This is a genomic window from Rhodococcus sp. OS5 (assembly GCF_056837585.1).
Genome location: NZ_CM166368.1, coordinates 633382 through 651570 on the forward strand (window position 1 = coordinate 633382; position 18189 = coordinate 651570).

The following is an 18189-nucleotide window of genomic DNA, read 5'->3' on the forward strand; positions in this document are numbered from 1 at the left end:
TATGCCTAATGCAACATGCCGAACGTGCCGGTCAGTCCGTACTGGCAGCTTGCGCGTGGCCTTCTGCCGAGTCGGCGAACTCGGGTGTGTCGAACACCTCTCCGCCCAGCGGATCGACGACCTTCGATTCCTCGGAGAAGTCGACGGCGCCGGTATCCGGGTCGATGTTGACCGCATGGGCGGGAACTTCGTGGACCGCGACGAGCATGTGGGCGTCGGAGGGATCCGTCATGATTCCGCTTTGTGACGGGGTCAGCCCGGCGAAGGTCGACGAGATCTTCAGATCGCGGAGCCGCTTTTCGGTGGGTTGCGGAACGTCGGTCGATGCCGAGGCATTTGTAGAAACCCGCAGGTAGCGTGGTGCCGACGCGACCTCGTATCGGAATGCCTTCAGCATCGACAGACATGCCAGCACCATGATGACCGAGAACGGTACCGCCGTGGCGATGGCAACGGTTTGCAGCGCCGTGAGCGATCCACTGCCACCCACGATGAGGAGAACTGCGGCCGCGGCACCGGAGAGGAACGTCCAGTAGACACGCGTGATCTTGGAGGTCTCCAAGCTGCCACCGGTCGCGAGGATGTCGATGACGATCGAGCCGGAGTCCGCGGACGTGACGAAGAAGAACACGATCACGACGATCGCGAGAACACTCGAAATCGTTCCGAGCGGAAGTCCGTCGAGAAGCGTGAACAACGACGTGTTGGTGTCCACTGCGCCGGATGCGTCGAGCATCGTGCCCTCGTTGCGCTGACGCAGAATGCCGGAGTTACCGAAGATCGTGAACCACAACGAACCGACCAGCGTCGGGGCCAGCAGCACACCGAAGACGAATTCGCGGATGGTGCGGCCGCGTGAGATGCGCGCGATGAACATGCCGACGAACGGTGCCCAGCTCATCCACCAACCCCAGTAGAAGATGGTCCATGCGCCCTGCCAGCCGTCTTCGGCGAACGGGGACGTACGCAGCATCAGTTCGGGCAAGGCCTGGACGTATCCGCCGAGGTTCTGCACCCACGACTGCATGAGGAACAGCGTCGGTCCCAGAATCAGGACGAACAGTGCCAGCGCGGCAGCGAGCATCATGTTGATGTTGGAGAGCCACTTGAGGCCCTTCGTGACACCGGAGACGACCGAGAAGGTCGCCATGCCCGTCACGATGACGATGATGGTGATGACCAACCAGTTGTCGGTCTCCACCCAGCCGAGGTAGTCGAGGCCGGCCGAGATCTGCTGGACACCGAAGCCCAGCGACGTCGCGACACCGAACAGCGTGCCGACGATGGCGACGACGTCGATGGCGTGGCCGATCTTTCCTTCGATGCGAGCCCGTCCGAGGAGCGGCTCGAGCAACCAACGGATCGAGAGCGGACGACCCTTGCGGTAGGTCATGTACGCCAGACCGAGGCCGACGACGACGTAGATCGCCCATGCATGAAGGCCCCAGTGGAACAGCGTCAGTTCCATTGCTTGATTGGCTGCGGCGTCCGTGGATCCGGCGATCTGCCCGGCGACGGGTGGGGTCACGTAGTGCGAAAGTGGTTCGGCTACTCCGTAGAACACGAGCCCGATGCCCATGCCGGCGCTGAAGAGCATCGCGAACCACGAGAGCATCCCGAACTCGGGCTGCTCGTCGTCACGTCCCAATCGGATGTTGCCGATGCGGCTGATTCCGCAGTACAGCGCAAAGATCACGAAACCGGTGGCCGAGAGGATGTACCACCAGCCGACGCCGTCGCTGATCACGTTGTTGAGTGTTTCGAAAGCGTCCGCGGCTGTTCCCGCATAGATCACGGCAAAGGCGATCAGGGCAAAGATCACTATCGACGCGGGGATGAACACGGGTTTCCGTAGTTCACGCCACGCAGTTTTGGCCGCAGTCATTCCACTCCTCGAACGTTCAGGCATTCACAGCGCCCATACGGGCAGCCACGTGTCACGCGTAGGTGGGCGTTGCGCTCACACCATCGCAGGTCAAGACCGGGCTATTGCTTTGAAATTCAACGTAACGTCAAGTTTCGGTCAACTCAACTGGACGAAAGATGCTGCACTGTCGCGAAAGTTCTCACTGGATACCGTAGTTCCGGTTGTAAATCGTTGGGTAATAGTGGCATTGGGCCATGAGTGGAATGCTGAACGGCGAATTCGATTGGTACGGTGAGTTGAATCGGTCGAGTCGACGCTCACCGATTGACCACATTTGTCAAACTCGGCGAAACAGCCTGTCTGTCAGGTGGTTAACTCCTGGTGTGCTTGCCCGATCGTGGCGGTCAGGTGTCGATACCTAACTGTGATTGTGATGGTCGCAACTATCAGTGATGCGGGCCCTGTTCGCCCCGCTGAGCGTCGATCAGATCCATCGCATCCTTCAGACCCAAGCCCGGATGCAGTTCGCGTAGTGCCTTGATTGCCGGAATGCGGTCGTCTGTCGACGCGAGTGCGCTACGGACGTCGTCGGCGGGTATTTCGGTGGGGGCAGTCGTCCCTTCCCACCACACCGACTGAGGTTTGTTCCTGTTTCGCCAGGCTTGGACGGTGCCGTAGGCAAATCCGGCCGTCGCGAAAAGCCAGATTGCCAGGCGAACCCAATTACCGGTTGTCGGTTCCGTGGTCACTGTATGGATGGTGCTCGGACCGATTACGACTACGAGCAGGACGAGGCCAATCGTCTGCCACCATCGCTCGACGCGCCTGCTCGGATTCCACCACTCGGCCATCGATCGATACTCGCACAGGGCTGCTGTTTCGGTGCGACGATGGAGATCATGGAGATTCGTGATGCGGTGGAGCGACTTCGGGCGGATTCCGGGACCTCGATGATCTTCGGAGAACCGCACCAGACCAGCGACGGATCGACGATCATCACGGTTTCGCGTCTACACCGGCGGTGGCGCCGCGACCCGATACCGGTGCCAGTGGGAGTGTTCTCGATCCACGAGGGTGAGCCGTCGTGGTCACCGGCCGTCGATCACACCAGGGCGGCTTTGATGGGGGAGTTCATCGGGTTGGCGGCCGCAGTGATCGCAACTCTGGCCGTTCTACGTCGTCCGCCCTGGCCTGATGTGACGATTCAGAAGGGGTGACCCAGAATTACGCCGATCAGTTGGAACGGCATCGCGAGGAACATCGATCCGACGTAGAGCGGATAGCGAATCGGATCGCCGGCGAGGTAACCCTCGGCGAGCCAGGCCATGACGTCTGCTGATCCCATAGTCGTTACTTCCCTTCGCTGTTGTGGTTCACCGACGTTTTCGGTCGTGGGAGTTGTTTTGTTACAAGCGAACTCGAAGGAGGAGTACAGGTGAAGGCAGTTTCGACGCAGCAAACGTCGTCAAGCGAGATCCCCGGGGGCGGTGTCCTCTAACAGCTAAGTCTCGATACTTGGCACTGTGCCGTATTGAAATCTGTGCATTCTGCACATGTCGGGACAATTCGGTGAGCCCTACAGTCGCTGCATGACAACGACACCTTCTCCTCTCTCAGGCAAGACCGTCGTACTGATCGGCGGCGGAACTGGCATCGGGCTGCGAGTGGCGCAGCTCGCCGTCGACGCCGGCGCGCAGGTAGTTCTCGGTGGCCGAACCGCATCCAAGCTCGAAGCAGCGGCCGCGCAGCTGGGTGAGGCTGCGCACTGGTTCACCGTCGACACCTCCGACGACGACTCGGTGAATGAGTTCTTCACCAACATCCCCAGCGTCGATGCTCTCTTCACCACGGCTGCCGATTACCAGGTCGGCTCGTTCCGTGACCAGAGCGTCGAGGAAGCGGCGTCGCCGTTCACCTCCAAGTTCTGGGGGCAGTACCGCGTCGTGCACGCTGCGCTCGACAAGCTGACACCCACCGCATCGGTGGTCCTCATGTCCGGCGCTGCCAGTGTGCGGCCACCCGCAGCTGCCGCGGCATACGTTGCAGCCAACGCGGCAATCGAGGGGCTCGGGCGGGGGCTGGCGGTCGAACTGTCGCCGATCCGCGTCAACACTGTCGCTCCCGGAACCATCGACGGGCATCTGTGGGAGCGCCCGGCGGAGGTTCGGGAGGCCGCGTTCACCTGGAGTGCCGAGAACAACGTGCTCGGCCGCGTCGGGAACGAAGACGAGATTGCACAAGCGGTGTTCTATCTCTTCACCAACACGTACACAACGGGTTCCACGCTGTACCCCGACGGCGGATACGCGTTGCGTTAGACCCGTGCCATTTGGCGACTGTGTGAAATGACGCCTGTGCGAAATGCATTGTCGTAACACGAAGAAACGCCAATTCGCCCATAGGCGTGACCCTGGCCACATTCGTACCGTCTTCTCCGAGAACACTTCCCAACTATTCGAGGAGTCCGTCATGAAAAACAGTTCAACGACCGCCGCCGGCGGTGAAGTGTCCGACGGTGACGACTACGCGCTCACCCGCGTTCCCGACGAAGCACGATATTCGTGGTTCTCGGTGGCAGTACAGCGATTCGGTCAGGTATCGGCACTCGCACAGTTCTTGCTCGGTGCGACGCTCGGCTACGGTATGACGTTCTGGAATGCCTTCTGGGCATTGACAGTCGGGGCGGTGATTCTCGAGGTCGTCTGTATTTTCATCGGCATCATCGGGGTTCGTGAAGGGCTCAACACATCGGTGGTCGCACGCTGGTGTGGATTCGGGCACGCAGGTTCCGCGGTGATCGGTTTGGTGATCGGGGTCAGCCTGATCGGTTGGTTCGGCATTCAATCTGCTGTCTCTGCATCAGGTTTGCACGGAATCATGCCGTTTCTGCCGCAGTGGGCGTGGGCTTTGGCCTTCGGTCTCCTGATCACCGCGATAGTCCTTCGCGGGTTCGGATCCATGCAACTGATCGCCAATATCACCGTTCCGCTGTTCCTGATCCTGGTCGGTTGGGCCGTCATCGCCGAACTGCGTAATCACTCGCTGTCAGATCTGATGACATCTGCTCCAGCCGGGCCGGAGCTCAGCTTCCTCGCCGGAACTACCATCGTCGCAGGCGGTTTCATTGCCGGAGCAGTGATCACACCTGACATGACGCGCTTCAACCGCACGGCAGGCGATGTCGTGAAGCAGACGCTCGTCGGAATAACGTTGGGCGAATACGTGATCGGGCTGACCGGTGTTCTCCTTGCCCATGCCGTTCGCAGTTCCGACATCGCCACGATCATTCTCTCGTCGGTCGGTTGGGTCGGCGTTCTGATCATCGTTCTCGGCACCTTCAAGATCAACGACTGGAACCTGTACAGCTCGGGGCTCGGCGTCGTGAACTTCATCGACGTCGTGTTCGGTCGACGGATCAATCGCGCAGTTGTCACAGCAGTTGTCGGCATCACCGGTTCGGTCCTCGCGGCTGCCGGAATCCTGAACTCGTTCACCGACTTCCTGATCCTGTTGGGCGTCGGATTCCCGCCGATCGCCGGGATCATGGTGGCGGAATACTTCATCGTCAAGACATGGCGCAAGGATCTGGAGGAGAGTCGAGCTGCGGGTACCCTCCCGAACTCGGCACCCACTTGGGTACCGGCCACGCTGGTGATCTGGATCGTCTCGGCGCTGATCGGTCATTACAGCACCTTCGGCCTGCCGTCGATCAACGCGGTGGCCTCGGCCTTCGTTCTCTACGTCGTCGCGGGTCGACTCGGCCTGATTCGCGGAGTCGGACGCACCGCAACCGAAGCGCCGCAAGAGACTTCGGGAAAATCTGCGCTCACGCACTAGCACGGCACACACTGTAGAAGGGAGTTCGCGATGCGAATCGGAATCGACGTCGGTGGTACGAACACCGATGCGGTCCTGATGGACGGGACCACCGTCATCGGGCATGTCAAACACTCGACCAGCAAGGACATCACCGGCGGAATCGGCGGAGCTCTGGCGGCGCTGCAGCAGCAGTACTCGTTCTCTCCCAGCGCTGTTCAAGCAGTGATGATCGGCACGACGCACTTTCTCAACGCTCTCATCGAGCAACGCGGACTTGCACCGACAGCGGCTCTGCGATTGGGGCTTCCGGCGACCGCCGCGCTTCCGCCGATGGTGGGGTGGCCGCGAGACCTGGTCTCCGCTGTGCAAGGAAGGCACTACCTCGCTCACGGTGGGCACGAGTTCGACGGTCGTCGTATCTCGCCGCTGGACCCCGACGAGATTCGCCGCCATGCCGCCGATATGGCTCGCAGCGGTACTCGTTCGGTCGCAATATCTTCGGTGTTCTCTCCGGTCAATCTCGAATGCGAAGCGGCCGCCGCGGAGATCGTGCGTGAGGAACTCGGCCCGGACGTCGCAATTTCGCTCTCGCACGAGATCGGTCGAGTGGGTCTACTCCAGCGGGAGAACGCGACCATCATCAATGCTGCGCTGCGCGAGCTCGCCGATCACATCGTCGACGGTCTTGCCCGATCTTTGGTCGAGCACGGCATTGTCGCGCCGCTGTACCTGAGCCAGAACGACGGAACCTTGATGGACATCGAGTACGCGAGGCGTTATCCGGTGGCGACTTTCGCTTCGGGGCCGACCAACTCCATGCGAGGCGCCGCTGTTCTGTCCGGTCTGGCCAGCTGTGCGGTGATCGACATCGGGGGCACCACTACCGACGTGGGCGTATTGACCAACGGTTTCCCCAGAGAAGCCACCACGGAGGTGACGGTCGCGGGGGTACGGACCAATTTCCGTATGCCGGACGTCTTCTCGATCGGTATCGGTGGTGGTTCGGTGGTGGATGCAGACGGACTCACAGTCGGACCCGAATCTGTGGGATACGAATTGGGTTTACGGGCACTCGTATTCGGCGGTGACACGTTGACGGCCACCGACATAGCCGTCGCGGCAGGCTTGGTCGACGTCGGAGATCGCAGTGCGGTGGCGCACCTCGACCGCGGCCTGGTGTCGACGGCACTCGACCGGATCTCGCGCCGAGTCGCCGACGCCGTGGAACAGATGCGGACCACGTCGGATCCACTTCCCGTTGTGGCGGTTGGCGGGGGATCGGTACTGCTGGAGCGTGAACTCCCGGGCCTGGGAACGGTGATTCGTCCTGAGCGCTTCGATGTTGCCAATGCGATCGGCGCTGCGATCGCGCAGGTCAGTGGTGAGGTAGATCGAGTCGAAGCGGTGCGGGACGGGCACCGGCAGGTTTTTGCCGACGATGCTCGCCAGGAGGCGATCGATCGGGCAGTCGCCGCAGGCGCACGGCCCGAGTCGGTGCAGATCGTGGAGTTCGACGAGGTCCCGATTCCGTATCTGCCGGGCAACGCAACACGTATTCGAGTGAAGGCAGTCGGTGACTTGGCACTGCACAGTGGTTTGGTCTCCACCGGTCAGGAGGGCTCACGATGAGTTGGACACTACGAACGGCGGATCTCGACGACCTCGCCAGGGGCGCAGCCTTGTTGGGCACCGGCGGCGGGGGAGATCCGTTCGTCGGCAAGATGTTGGTCACGCAGGCGCTCGGTGAGGCCGGTGAAATCACAATTCTCGATCCGGAGGAGCTTGACGACGACGCGTGGGTGATTCCCGTCGCGCAGATGGGTGCCCCGACCGTCGTGGTCGAAAAGATGCCGCGCGGAACCGAACCCGAGCTGGCGCTGATCACGTTGGAGAAGCACACGGGTCGAACTGCAGATGCCACGATGCCGATGGAGTGCGGCGGAATCAATTCGATGATTCCGTTGCTGGTGGCCGCACGGCGCGGCCTGCCGGTTGTCGACGCCGACGGGATGGGACGAGCCTTTCCTCAGCTCGAGATGGAAACCTTCTCGGTGTACGGGATTTCGGCGAGTCCGCTCGCCATGGCGAACGAGCACGACGAGGTGGCGATCTTCGACACCGGAAGTGACAACAGCAGATTGGAGGGCCTCGCCCGCGGGGTGACGTCGAGGTTCGGTGGGATGGCGCACATCGCGCAGTACTCGATGACGGGTGCAGATGTGAAGCGGACGGCGATCCCACGGACTCTGTCGTTGGCCATGACCATCGGCCGGTCCATCAGACTTTCACGTGAGCAGCGGGTGGACCCGGTGCAGGCGCTTGTCGACAGTCTCGCCGACACGCTCTACGGATACGGGCGAGTTCTCTTTCACGGCAAGGTGATCGATGTCGACCGGCGAACCGATGAGGGGTTCGCTCGGGGTTCGGTGCGGATCGCCGGCGTCGGAGACGAAGAGCTGGAAGTTCAGTTCCAGAACGAAAATCTGATCGCCGTCCAATCCGGAGTGATGGTGGCGATCGTGCCAGACCTGATCTGCATCGTCGAGGCCGATACCGCCGAACCCGTCACCACCGAGGGCTTGCGGTACGGGCAGCGCGTTGCGGTCATCGGGATCGCGACCCCACCCATCATGAGAACCCCGGAGGCACTGGCGGTCTTCGGCCCGGCTAGCTTCGGGCTCGATCGCCCGTTCCTGCCGGTGGAGACACTCGAGCAACCTGTACTGGCAGAATAGCGAGCCGTGAGCAGGCTGCACGCGGTCCGGGAGGCCGACCTCGACGCGATCGCAGCGGGGGCGGTGGTCCTGGGCTGCGGCGGGGGCGGCGATCCACGCTTGTTCGTGGAATTGCTGCGTCCACTGATGACGTCTACTTCGGTGGAGGTCATCGCGCCGGACCAGTTGCCGGAGGAGGCATTGGTGATGCCGGTGGGAATCGTCGGATCGGCCCTGGCCTTGGAGGAGCAATTGCCCTCCGGGCGTGAGTTTGCAGATACTGCAGCAGCTTTGACGCGCTGGACCGGGAAGCGTCCGACCGCGGTGATGACTTTCGAAGGCGGTGGACTCAACGCTCTCTCCGGCATTGCTGCGGCGTTGGCGTTGGGAATTCCCGTGGTCGACGCGGACCTGCTGGGTCGAGCGATGCCGCGGCTCGATCACTTCTCTCTCGCCGCAGCCGGGTTGGAATTGTGCCCGGTCACACTCGCCCAGCCCGGCGGCCTCATTACCGTCGTCGACGGAGTGGATGTGCTCGGCGCCGAGGTAGCAGTGCGGTCGTTGATCGGGAGAACCAGCGGTTGGGGTGCTCTGGCGATCGCGTCGATCGATGCGCGGACGGTGCAGGAGGCGTGCATTCCGGGAACTCTGTCTCGGGCGCACGAACTGGGTCAGCACATCGGGGCACTGGGCAGTTGGCGGCAGATCGCGGAAAGCTCCGGGGCTCGAGTACTGGGGGCAGGCCGGGTGCGTGCGGTGCGTCGTAGTCGTCCGGACACCGGAGATCGTCGGGGCAGCGTGATTCTCGAGCACGGTTCTGCGGTGATACGAGTCGAATTCGAGAGTGAGTTCCTGACCGTCGCGTTGGACGGCGAGATGATTGCAACGTGCCCGGACATCGTGACGTTGCTCGACGTGCGGACCGGCGCCTTCGTCTCGTGTGAATCCGTGCACCAGGGGCACGATGTGGCCGTGTTGGTTCTTCCCGGTCCACAGTGGTGGGCGGAAGAAGTGGGCAGATTGAAAGTTGTCGGCCCGCGGGCATTCGGGATCGACCACGACGCAGTGCTGATGGAGGCGCGATGAGCGCGAGTGTTTCGGCGTTGCTGAACAACCCGGCCTTTGTCGGGCTGTATCGACTGGCCGGGGAGGGTGATCCCGTCGTGACGACAGTGGGAGCACTCACCGGGGAATCGGCACAGTCGGCCGAGGCCGTGTCGGATGCGGCGAGTTCAGGATCAGTTCTGGTGATTCTCGATCGAATCGACATCGGGGAGTGGAGATTCGACGCTCTCCTTCGGCGCACAGCGGCGACCGGCTGCCAGGTGGTCGCTGTGCACAGCACTGCGGCGGAGGATGCGAATCTCTCGTTGCTTGCCGATCGGCTCGGACTGGTGGTGCTCGGAGTATCCGACCCGTGGCAGTTCAGCGTGGATCTTCGTGATCTTCTCTCGAATTCGCGGGCGGTGATGGCCGACGCAGTACTGCGGGCGACACACGCGGGCCAACGAGCCGGAGGAAGCGTCGAGAATCTTCTGTCGGTGCTACTGAACACCTTTCAGCGTTCATTCTTTCTCCTGGACACGTCCGGACGTCCGATGACCGGCGCCGACCTGTTGTCAGACGCTGATCGAGCAGCTGCCGGTATGTTGTCGGGTCGCGGGGCGCCCACCACGGTCGAATTGGGCTCCGGCGGGGTCCTGATTGCGTGCCCGGTGATGTCCGGCGCAGCCCGAGAGCCCTGGCTGGCGGTGCTGCTCCCGGTGCGTCAAAGCGTCGAAGAGGCTTCTCTCTCAGTGGTTCTCGACGTGGCCTCGTTGGCTGCCGGGCACCGACTGGCCGTTGCGCGCATGGTCGACGAGCGTGAAGCGCGCCGGCGTAGCGCGTTGCTCGGTGAACTGATCGACACGTCAGCAGACGCCACACCCGGACTGCTCCGGCGCGCACTCGACGCGGGTTGGATGCTGGACGGATGGCACATCGGCATCAAAGTCCTGGCGGTCGGTGAGGTCGACCTGGTGGCAAGACGCAGCGAGGTTGCAGATGCTCTCGCTGCCGAGGGAATCGACGCCAATGTCGTGGAACAGGCTGACGGCTGGGCGGCGTGGACGACTCTGCCAGGTGAGCCGCGACCGGAGGCGATCACCAGGATCGCCGAGTGCATCCGTGCAGCTCAGGCCAGGTTGGAACCCACGATGGAGACCTGGGTAGGTGTGGGACGCGCACACGACGGTCCGGCCGGAATCGGTTCGTCCCTGTCGGAGGCCGGGGATGCCGCTCGGCTCGCCGGTGCCCGATCTCAAACAGGTCGATTCCTGCACGTGGACCGCCTCGGGCTGGCGCAGTTGCTGCTGGCGTGGACGCGAACCGACACCTTCCAGCCTGCGGCCGCAGCATTGCTCGCACCGCTACGCGATTCCAATGGAGAGTTGCTCGAGACTCTGTCGACGTACCTCGACGAAGAATCGTCTCTGGCTCACACCGCAACCCGAATGGGGTTGCACCGCAACACCGTATCGAGTCGGATCGATAGAATTCAGCGCCTTCTCTCGGTGGATCTCGCAGATCCGGAAACGAGACTCGCGCTCCACCTTGCTTGCCGGACCATCGCGCCCTGACGGAGATCTTCGCGGCTTCGTCTTGACAAGCACGGGAGGTTCCTGCCATCCTCGTTGCCAGGTCACGAGTACCAGTGTTCAGCCCCGGCTTGCTGGTCGGCAACCCTCCTCCGCGGTGGGGTGCTCCGGGTGACGACCCGGCTGCGTTCGAAAACGAATGCGGCAAGCGCGGACTCTTCCGGGGCCATCTCCCGACGAACGAGTCCTTGAACGTGAGGATTGTCTTCGATGACTGCTGTATTGAGTGCCGACACCTGCTGCACCACCGCGATTGCCAAGGTTTCGGGTGCCGACCTGCAGGTTCCATTGGTTCAGGGTGGCGAATGCTCCTACGCCAACTTCGACTACGCCGCGAGTGCGCCGGCATTGGCCCAGGTCACCGACCGTATCGCCGAGTTGCTGCCGACATACGCCAGCGTCCACCGCGGTGCCGGCTACGCGTCCCGGATCTCCACGCTCACCTACGAGAACGCTCGTGAATCCGTTGCTCGTTTCGTGAACTGTGCCGACGATCAGGTTGTCGTCTTCACCCGGAACACCACCGATTCGCTGAACCTGCTTGCGCAGTGCGTCCCCGGCAGCACCGTCGTCCTCGACGTCGAGCATCACGCAAACCTGTTGCCGTGGAACGACGCTCGTATCGTCACCGCCGCAGACACCATCGAAGAAACGATCGAGCGTCTGATCGGTGAACTGTGCACCAAGCCTGCCGCGCTGCTCGCAATCACCGGGGCCTCCAACGTGACCGGTGAGATCCTGCCGATTGCACGTTTGGCTGACATCGCTCACCGTTGCGGCGCACGTATCCTCGTCGACGCTGCTCAGTTGGCTCCCCACCGTCGCATCGACCTGCAGGAATGCGGCGTCGACTACGTAGCGTTCTCGGGCCACAAGCTGTACGCGCCCTTCGGCGCCGGCGTTCTCGTCGGCCGCCGTGACTGGCTCGACGAAGCTCAGCCGTACCTCGCCGGCGGCGGCGCCGTGCGTGAGGTGACCATCGAATCCACCGAGTGGGCTTGCGCGCCCGCACGCCACGAGGCGGGTTCCCCCAACGTGCTCGGTGCGGCTGCCATCGCGACCGCCTGCGAAACCCTGCACGCCCTGGACTTCGACGTGATCGCCGAGCATGAGAAGGCGCTCACCGCCCAGCTCACTGACGGCTTGTCCGCCATCGAGGGCGTCTCACTCGTGCGACTGTGGAACGACGCTCCTGACGCCGTCGGAATCGTCACCTTCACCGTTGACGGATTCGAAGCGGGCGAGATCGCCGCATTCCTCTCCGCCGAGCACGGCATCGGAGTTCGCGACGGTCGCTTCTGCGCACATCCGGTTCTCGCGCGCCTCGGCCTCTCCGGCGGTGCAGTTCGCGCCAGCCTCGGCCTCGGTAGCAGCTCGGACGACGTGACGCGGTTGGTCGACGCCGTGAACATCCTGGTTTCGAATCAGCGTGATTGGAAGTACGCGAAGACGGCAGGTGCGTGGAACCCTGTGCCCGAGACCCGCCCCTTCCTCGGAGCCGCAGACGACAATGCCGGCGCAGCCGAGTGCGTCTGAGCTGAGCTCGGTCCCCGAAAACTCGAACGGACAACTAGCATGGCAGCCATGGCACCAGCGGATTTTCCCGCCACCCCTTCGAGAGTGAGCATCACTCTCGGTCAGTGGTGCCGTCGCCATGTCGATCTGTGCCGCACCTCTTCAGGAATGTGTTCGAGCTGACGATTCGTCTCGCTCATCCCATACTTTTCTGATTTTCGGAGGTCTCACATGTCTTCACTCGCTTCGCATTCTCTGCACGTAGCGGTCGAGTTGACCGGATTCGGTCACCATCCGGCCGCTGAGGGCGCACCCGGCAACCTGCCCATCATCGGCGGCGACTACTGGGTGGACCTCACCGAGGGTGAAAAGGCTCTCGATTTGGCTTCATTCCCTACCAATGTGGTTCGGATTCGCGCTGCGGATCTGCGTGAGGCACAGCTCGAACGCGCACGTATACGCGCTGCCGTCGCCGAAGAAGGACGCGATCCCGACAGCGTCGCAGTGCTGGTCGATCTCGAGATTCTGATCGCGCCGGAGGCTCGCTCCGCTCGTAAGGAGCTTGCGCAGTTGGACAGCGCGTTGACCTCGCCGCGGGTTCCCGTTTCGCTTCATTACGTCGGAACGCCTTCCGGTCTCGGCAGTTTGATCGCCGATATCCGAGCTGCGGAGGTCGCCGACGGCGTTACGTTGCTGCCTCTCGCATTGCCTCGAACGCTCGAGCATCTGGTGGACAGCACCATTCCGTGGCTTCAGGATCGCGGACTTGTCACACCGTCCACCGCAGTCGACGAGGTTCTCGGGCGTTTCGGACTGCCGCCCCGTCAGCGCACGCTTGCATCCTGATCGTCACCGATTGCATCTGCGTACAGGTGGAACAGCGACGGTAATTCGTCGGCACCGTCCACCTGTGCCAGAAGCGTCCAGCACTGTGCAGTGATCGACCGAGCCCTCGTGCCGATCCAGTTGGTGGGCAGTAGTTCCGGCGGCAACAGCGGATCCGGTTCCATGGCTCGCGTGAATTCCGCCGCGAGTTCGATGGTCATCGTGACAGCATCGGTACCCGGACTGTTCTGCAGTTTGTGCAGGCGTGCGGTCGCTACGTCGAGTAGCCGTTCGTATCCGTCAGCGATCTGGTCCAGTGGCCACAACTGCGCGGCAATCTTCACGGGGTCTTCGAGAGTGCCCACTTTCAGATCTCGAGTGGTGAGAGAAGACAGGTGCTGTTCGACGTCGAGTTCGGCGGCCGCATCGCGAATATACGGTTCCCAGGCGTGCGGCGAGACGTACAGACCGCCCTGGACGAGCGCGCCGCCGAGATAAACGACCCTGGTGCGCAGCGCATCTCGCGCTTTCCGTGACGACTCCGGAATTGCGAATCCGGCCAGGTGCCAATACCCGTCCCACGGCGTCACAGTGTCGCGGTCTTGTCGATAGGCCAGCCGAACGAATTCGACGTCGGGTTCCATCTCGCGCAGGGCTTTCGGCGTTGCTCGTAGCGTGGCCTGCCGCCCGCGACCTTCCTGAGTGAACTTCCCCTCGGTGACCAACCGCTTGATGCACAGCCGAACCTGTTGATCAGTTTTGCCGAGGGCGTCGGCGGTGGCATAAAGGGTGCGTCCGTCGACAGTTCCGTCCGTGCGCAGTAGTCCCTCGATCAAGATCCTCGTGGGTACATCGACGTCCCTGTCGGTCATCGCCATGTCCTTTCCTCACTTCTCGACATCTTCGCCCACAACTGTACTATCGAATGCAATACGATCGTTTCAAATTCGTACGTTAGGGCGGGAAGATGGCAGCGGAATCGATGAGCGAGGGCAAGAGTAAGCCTCGTTTACGCAGGTGGATGGTTACTTCCCTGGCGGTGGTCGTTGTTCTGATCGCGACTCTGGTGGGTTGGACGCTGTACCAGAACACCTATGACATCCGTGAGGAAAAAGTGACGATCACCGGGGGATCGGTGCCGCTCCAGGGAGTCCTTGCACTGCCCGAACACGGTGACGGTCCCTTCGGGCTCGTGGTTTTCGTCCACGGAGACGGCCCGGTCGATGCAACACATGAGACGTTCTATCGACCGGTGTGGGAGGCGTTCGCAAAGGCGGGGTACGCGTCACTCTCCTGGGACAAGCCGGGGGTGAATGGGGCACCGGGCAATTGGCTCGATCAGAGCATGGACGATCGCGCGGCAGAAACGGAAGCGGCAATCGAGTGGGCGCGGGGACGTTCGGATATCGATCCGTCTCGGATCGGTCTGTGGGGTGCAAGCCAGGCAGGGTGGGTGATGCCCAAGGTGGTGAACCTCGACCCGGACGTAGCGTTCGTCATTGCCGTGGGTCCGGCGATCAACTGGCTCCAACAAGGTGAATTCAATACCCTAGCCGAACTTTCCGAGAGAAATGCGTCGGCCGACGAGTTCGAGAAAGCGCGGGTCGATCGTGCGAAGAACTTGGATCAGTTGGCCCGTGATGCATCGTTCGACGATCTCGTGGCCTCCGGCGAGGCCGACGGTCTCACCGAAGACCGGTGGAACTTCATCCGAAAGAACTACCTCTCGGATGCGCGAGCCGATCTCGAAACCGTGAAGGTTCCGGTGCTCTTGATCATCGGCGGACAAGACGTCAACGTCGACGTGGCTGATACCGAAAGGGTGTACCGCGAATTACTCGACTCGCCAGGGCAACTGGTGGTCAAGAAGTACCCCGACGCCACTCACTCGATTGTGGAGAAGGACCTCGAACACTCGGAATTGATGTCGGCTCTGGTGGCCGTTCTTGCTCCCCGTTCGATCTTCGCTCCCGGCTATCTAGCGGATCAGACTGCATTTTTGGAGGGAATTCATGGCTGACGGAATCACGGTTGTCGCACTGGGCGGTGCCGGCGCCATGGGCTCGGCAGCAGTTCGTCTGGCCGCAACATTGCCGGGAATCGGCAAGGTAGTAGTCGCGGATCGCGATATCGATGCTGCGAAGCGTCTTTCAGTTGAACTGGCGCAGGCGTCAGCGGAAGTCGAGGCGCGCCGCATCGACGTCACGGACGGTCGCACGCTACGTGAATTGCTTGACGGCGCAGACGTGGTCGTCAATACGGTCGGACCGTTCTTCCGTTTCGGCGTCGGCATTCTCCAGGCAGCGATCGAGACCGGGACTCACTATCTCGACATCTGCGACGACTGGGAGCCGGCCGTCGACATGCTGGAATTGGACTGTGCCGCGAGGGGAGCCGGAATCTGTGCGGTAGTCGGCATGGGCGCAAGTCCCGGGATGAGTAACCTCCTGGCCGCGATGGCAGTCTCGCGATTGGACGTGGTCGACGATCTGTATACAGCCTGGCCGGTTGATGTCGAGGGCGAGGACGAGTCGGTGGACACATTGAGTGCAGCCGCCGTTCACTGGATACAACAGATCAGCGGCCAGGTTCCGGTGGTTCGTGCGGGGCGAATCGTCAACGAAGAACCGTTGCGTTCCATCGCACTCGAACTGCCCGGCGGACGTCGGGGGAACGCTTACGTGGTCGGGCATCCGGAGCCGGTGATGTTTCATCGGACCATCAATCCTGCGGGGCATTCGGCAAATCTGATGGTCATCACACCGGAAACCGTGGCGTTTCTCGACGTTCTCCGCGCCGACATCGACAAGGGGAGAATCGATCTCGACTCGGCCGCCGAAGAATTGGGCAAGCCTTCGCTCGGACGGATGATCCGTGCTGCGCCTCGAATGCTCACGCGCGCCGGCCACGGATCCTTGCCGTTGTTCTTCGCCTCGGCGACAGGGGCGCTCGAAGGTCGAGAGATGCGCGTCGTGGCCCGGATTGCAGACGATTCACCGGTGTCGGAGTTGCTGTCGGACATGGCCGGTGCAACCGGAATCCCCTTGGCGCTCGGCCTTGCTCAGGTGGTGTCCCGGCTCGCCGACGGAACGATTTCGGATCGGATCGGTGTGCACTCACCCGAGAGCGTCGTCGATCCGGAAGTTCTGTTCACAGCGCTGGCGCGGTTGTTCGATCGAACCGATTGGAGGGAGATCGTTACCGTCGAATCCGAGTTCCGCTAGTCAGTCCGCGGCGTGCGATCCGATGCGACTGCGGATTTCGGCGTCGACTCGGTCTGCGTCTTTGGGACTGAACGAAGGCGATCCGTGGCCGGCGAGAGTGAGTACCACCGCGGTCTCCTTCCGCGGGCGTGAAAGATCCAGGCTGTACCACGAGCTGAAATCTGTTGTTCCCCAGATTCGTAGGCGTCCGCTCAGCCATGACATGACTCCGAGGTCGACGGATTCGATCTGCGAGTACGGGACGAACTTGCTGACAAACGGAAAGTAGTAGTGGCGGATCGTGACGCCCTGATCGTCGATCCGGACGGTCCTGTCCTCGTAGATCGTTGATGTCCCTGTACTCACAGTGAAAACCCGGTCCCTGCTGTTCGACGCTCTCGGCAGATGCCGAAAACCAACCATACAGTCTCTACTGGGGCGGGTGGCCCGCCCGAGTGTCAGGCGCTGGTAGTCCTCGCGACGACGAGATCGCTCACCGCGATCTGAGCGTTGCCGATTGCCGCCTGAACCGGTTCGCAACTACTCGATGCTCTGGCGAGCGCAAGAACTGCGGTGAGTAGGGCGGCGTCGGGCTCTCCTTCGAACGGTCCGCTCTCGACATCGAACTTTCCAGCTCGCAACTGCTTTCGGGCGTTGATTCCCAGTTGTGAAATGACCTCGTCCATCGCGGTCAGGCATTGGGCGAGCGCTCCGATCGACCAGTAGAGATCGGCTGCAACGACGGGTGTCCCCGACGCCACGGTGCCGGCGCGGCGTAATCGGTTGTGGGTGTCGAGGAGTATCTCGGGCAGTCCGTGGTCTGCGCAGTGTTCCATCCCGCCGCCTCCGTAAGGTGTAAAGTTAGGTTATTCAATTACGGTAAAGCAGGGAGGTAAGGGATGCAAGTAGTTTTAGACGATTACGTATCCGGTGCGTCGTTTGCGACGGACCTGGTCAACACCTCACCCCGAGTGTGGGTGGAGGCTGGTGACGCGTTGCCAGACTCCCAGACGCTTCAGGATCTACTGAGTGAACACGGACTCTCGCCGGACGCACTCCGCAACGGACGCGGGCCGACCAGCGGTGAACTTGCGGACGTTCAGGGGCTCAGAGAGGAAATTCGTTCGGTTCTCGATGCTCCGACTGCCGGCGAACTAGTCGATCGCACTCATCAACTTCTCCAGGCCGTCCCGCATCACGTTCGACTTACGCCAGATTCCCAGAACGGCTATCGGTGGAATGCAGTACCGGACAACACAATCGATCTCGCGGGTGAACTCACGTTGTTGATCGGATACTCGTTGCTGGGGACTCTGCGCACATTGGGGTACGAACGATTCCGTCCATGCGCATCGCCGACGTGCAACGGGGTGTTCGTCGATACGAGCAGGGGAGGGCGACGCCGCTACTGCATGCCGGCGTTGTGCGGCAACCGAATCAACGTCGCGAATCACCGTCAACGGCAGCGTCGTACTTAGCGTCTGCGCTTGCCCGGTCGATAGTGACAATCGAACAGAGTACGGCCGACTGTATGGGGAACTTCAACGAGATACAGACCACGTCAGTCCCGCACGATTGTCGCCATGGCAACTCCTAGTAGATGGCGGCTC

Annotated in this window: 18 protein-coding genes and 1 riboswitch; of the genes, 12 read left to right on the forward strand and 6 right to left on the reverse strand. The window is 62.0% G+C overall.

The genetic code is table 11. The annotated features are described in order from the left end of the window. Positions 1-31 precede the first annotated feature (31 nt). Entirely contained in the window at positions 32-1885 is a 1854-nt protein-coding gene (locus ACVZUB_RS02960; protein WP_064688676.1) for a BCCT family transporter, read from the reverse strand. Between the two features lie 428 nt (positions 1886-2313). Beyond that, positions 2314-2616, reverse strand: a complete 303-nt coding sequence (locus ACVZUB_RS02965; RefSeq protein ID WP_232329970.1) for a ribosomal protein L7/L12 — start codon at positions 2614-2616, stop codon at positions 2314-2316. Between the two features lie 3 nt (positions 2617-2619). Between ACVZUB_RS02965 and ACVZUB_RS02970 the strand changes: the two genes are divergently transcribed. Continuing rightward, positions 2620-3084: a hypothetical protein gene (locus ACVZUB_RS02970; RefSeq protein WP_425328784.1), complete on the forward strand. Its 465-nt coding sequence runs from the start codon at positions 2620-2622 to the stop codon at positions 3082-3084. Here the strand turns inward: ACVZUB_RS02970 and ACVZUB_RS02975 are convergent. Next, positions 3072-3212 (reverse strand): hypothetical protein, encoded by a 141-nt coding sequence (locus tag ACVZUB_RS02975; RefSeq protein WP_003941170.1) that lies wholly within the window; start codon positions 3210-3212, stop codon positions 3072-3074. The genes ACVZUB_RS02970 and ACVZUB_RS02975 overlap by 13 nt on opposite strands. Positions 3213-3456: 244 nt before the next feature. Between ACVZUB_RS02975 and ACVZUB_RS02980 the strand changes: the two genes are divergently transcribed. The 8 genes from ACVZUB_RS02980 (at position 3457) to ACVZUB_RS03015 (ending at position 13397) form a co-directional block, all read left to right on the forward strand. Continuing rightward, the gene (locus tag ACVZUB_RS02980) at positions 3457-4185 is read left to right on the forward strand and encodes an SDR family oxidoreductase (protein WP_482628124.1); all 729 of its coding nucleotides are present in this window, start codon (positions 3457-3459) and stop codon (positions 4183-4185) included. A 151-nt stretch (positions 4186-4336) separates the two neighbouring features. After that, positions 4337-5704: a purine-cytosine permease family protein gene (locus ACVZUB_RS02985; protein WP_064688673.1), complete on the forward strand. Its 1368-nt coding sequence runs from the start codon at positions 4337-4339 to the stop codon at positions 5702-5704. A 30-nt stretch (positions 5705-5734) separates the two neighbouring features. Continuing rightward, positions 5735-7315 carry a hydantoinase/oxoprolinase N-terminal domain-containing protein gene (locus ACVZUB_RS02990; protein ID WP_083055910.1) on the forward strand — a complete coding sequence of 527 codons (1581 nt, stop codon included), beginning with the start codon at positions 5735-5737 and terminating at the stop codon, positions 7313-7315. Further along, positions 7312-8421, forward strand: a complete 1110-nt coding sequence (locus tag ACVZUB_RS02995) for a DUF917 domain-containing protein (RefSeq protein ID WP_058039287.1) — start codon at positions 7312-7314, stop codon at positions 8419-8421. The genes ACVZUB_RS02990 and ACVZUB_RS02995 overlap by 4 nt, the downstream gene beginning before the upstream one ends. A 6-nt stretch (positions 8422-8427) precedes the next feature. Next, on the forward strand, positions 8428-9486 hold the full coding sequence (locus tag ACVZUB_RS03000) for a DUF917 domain-containing protein (protein WP_058039286.1): 1059 nt from the start codon (positions 8428-8430) through the stop codon (positions 9484-9486). Then, positions 9483-11018, forward strand: coding sequence for a PucR family transcriptional regulator (locus ACVZUB_RS03005; RefSeq protein WP_482628125.1), 1536 nt, complete (start codon positions 9483-9485; stop codon positions 11016-11018). Before ACVZUB_RS03000 ends, ACVZUB_RS03005 begins: the two co-directional genes overlap by 4 nt. Before the next feature lie 60 nt (positions 11019-11078). Next, a riboswitch (SAM riboswitch) is annotated at positions 11079-11193 on the forward strand. A 53-nt stretch (positions 11194-11246) separates the two neighbouring features. Then, the gene (locus ACVZUB_RS03010) at positions 11247-12572 is read left to right on the forward strand and encodes an aminotransferase class V-fold PLP-dependent enzyme (protein WP_003941108.1); all 1326 of its coding nucleotides are present in this window, start codon (positions 11247-11249) and stop codon (positions 12570-12572) included. A 210-nt stretch (positions 12573-12782) separates the two neighbouring features. After that, positions 12783-13397, forward strand: coding sequence for an LLM class oxidoreductase (locus ACVZUB_RS03015; RefSeq protein ID WP_042922755.1), 615 nt, complete (start codon positions 12783-12785; stop codon positions 13395-13397). Here the strand turns inward: ACVZUB_RS03015 and ACVZUB_RS03020 are convergent. Then, positions 13376-14254, reverse strand: a complete 879-nt coding sequence (locus tag ACVZUB_RS03020) for a DNA-binding transcriptional regulator (protein ID WP_054827727.1) — start codon at positions 14252-14254, stop codon at positions 13376-13378. The two genes, ACVZUB_RS03015 and ACVZUB_RS03020, sit on opposite strands and share 22 nt — an antisense overlap. 143 nt (positions 14255-14397) lie before the next feature. Here ACVZUB_RS03020 and ACVZUB_RS03025 point away from each other — a divergent pair, with 143 nt between their 5' ends. Together ACVZUB_RS03025 and ACVZUB_RS03030 are read left to right on the forward strand one after the other, a co-directional pair. Next, the gene (locus tag ACVZUB_RS03025; RefSeq protein WP_042922753.1) at positions 14398-15396 is read left to right on the forward strand and encodes an alpha/beta hydrolase family protein; all 999 of its coding nucleotides are present in this window, start codon (positions 14398-14400) and stop codon (positions 15394-15396) included. Next, positions 15389-16600 carry a saccharopine dehydrogenase family protein gene (locus tag ACVZUB_RS03030; RefSeq protein WP_482628126.1) on the forward strand — a complete coding sequence of 404 codons (1212 nt, stop codon included), beginning with the start codon at positions 15389-15391 and terminating at the stop codon, positions 16598-16600. The genes ACVZUB_RS03025 and ACVZUB_RS03030 overlap by 8 nt, the downstream gene beginning before the upstream one ends. On the opposite strand, the gene ACVZUB_RS03035 is transcribed toward ACVZUB_RS03030, so the two are convergent. Then, entirely contained in the window at positions 16601-16945 is a 345-nt protein-coding gene (locus ACVZUB_RS03035; RefSeq protein WP_482628127.1) for a PH domain-containing protein, read from the reverse strand. Positions 16946-17037: 92 nt separating this feature from the next. Next, the gene (locus ACVZUB_RS03040; protein WP_256520308.1) at positions 17038-17415 is read right to left on the reverse strand and encodes a hypothetical protein; all 378 of its coding nucleotides are present in this window, start codon (positions 17413-17415) and stop codon (positions 17038-17040) included. Positions 17416-17478: 63 nt separating this feature from the next. Between ACVZUB_RS03040 and ACVZUB_RS03045 the strand changes: the two genes are divergently transcribed. Continuing rightward, the gene (locus tag ACVZUB_RS03045; protein ID WP_064111452.1) at positions 17479-18057 is read left to right on the forward strand and encodes a CGNR zinc finger domain-containing protein; all 579 of its coding nucleotides are present in this window, start codon (positions 17479-17481) and stop codon (positions 18055-18057) included. Positions 18058-18189 lie beyond the last annotated feature (132 nt).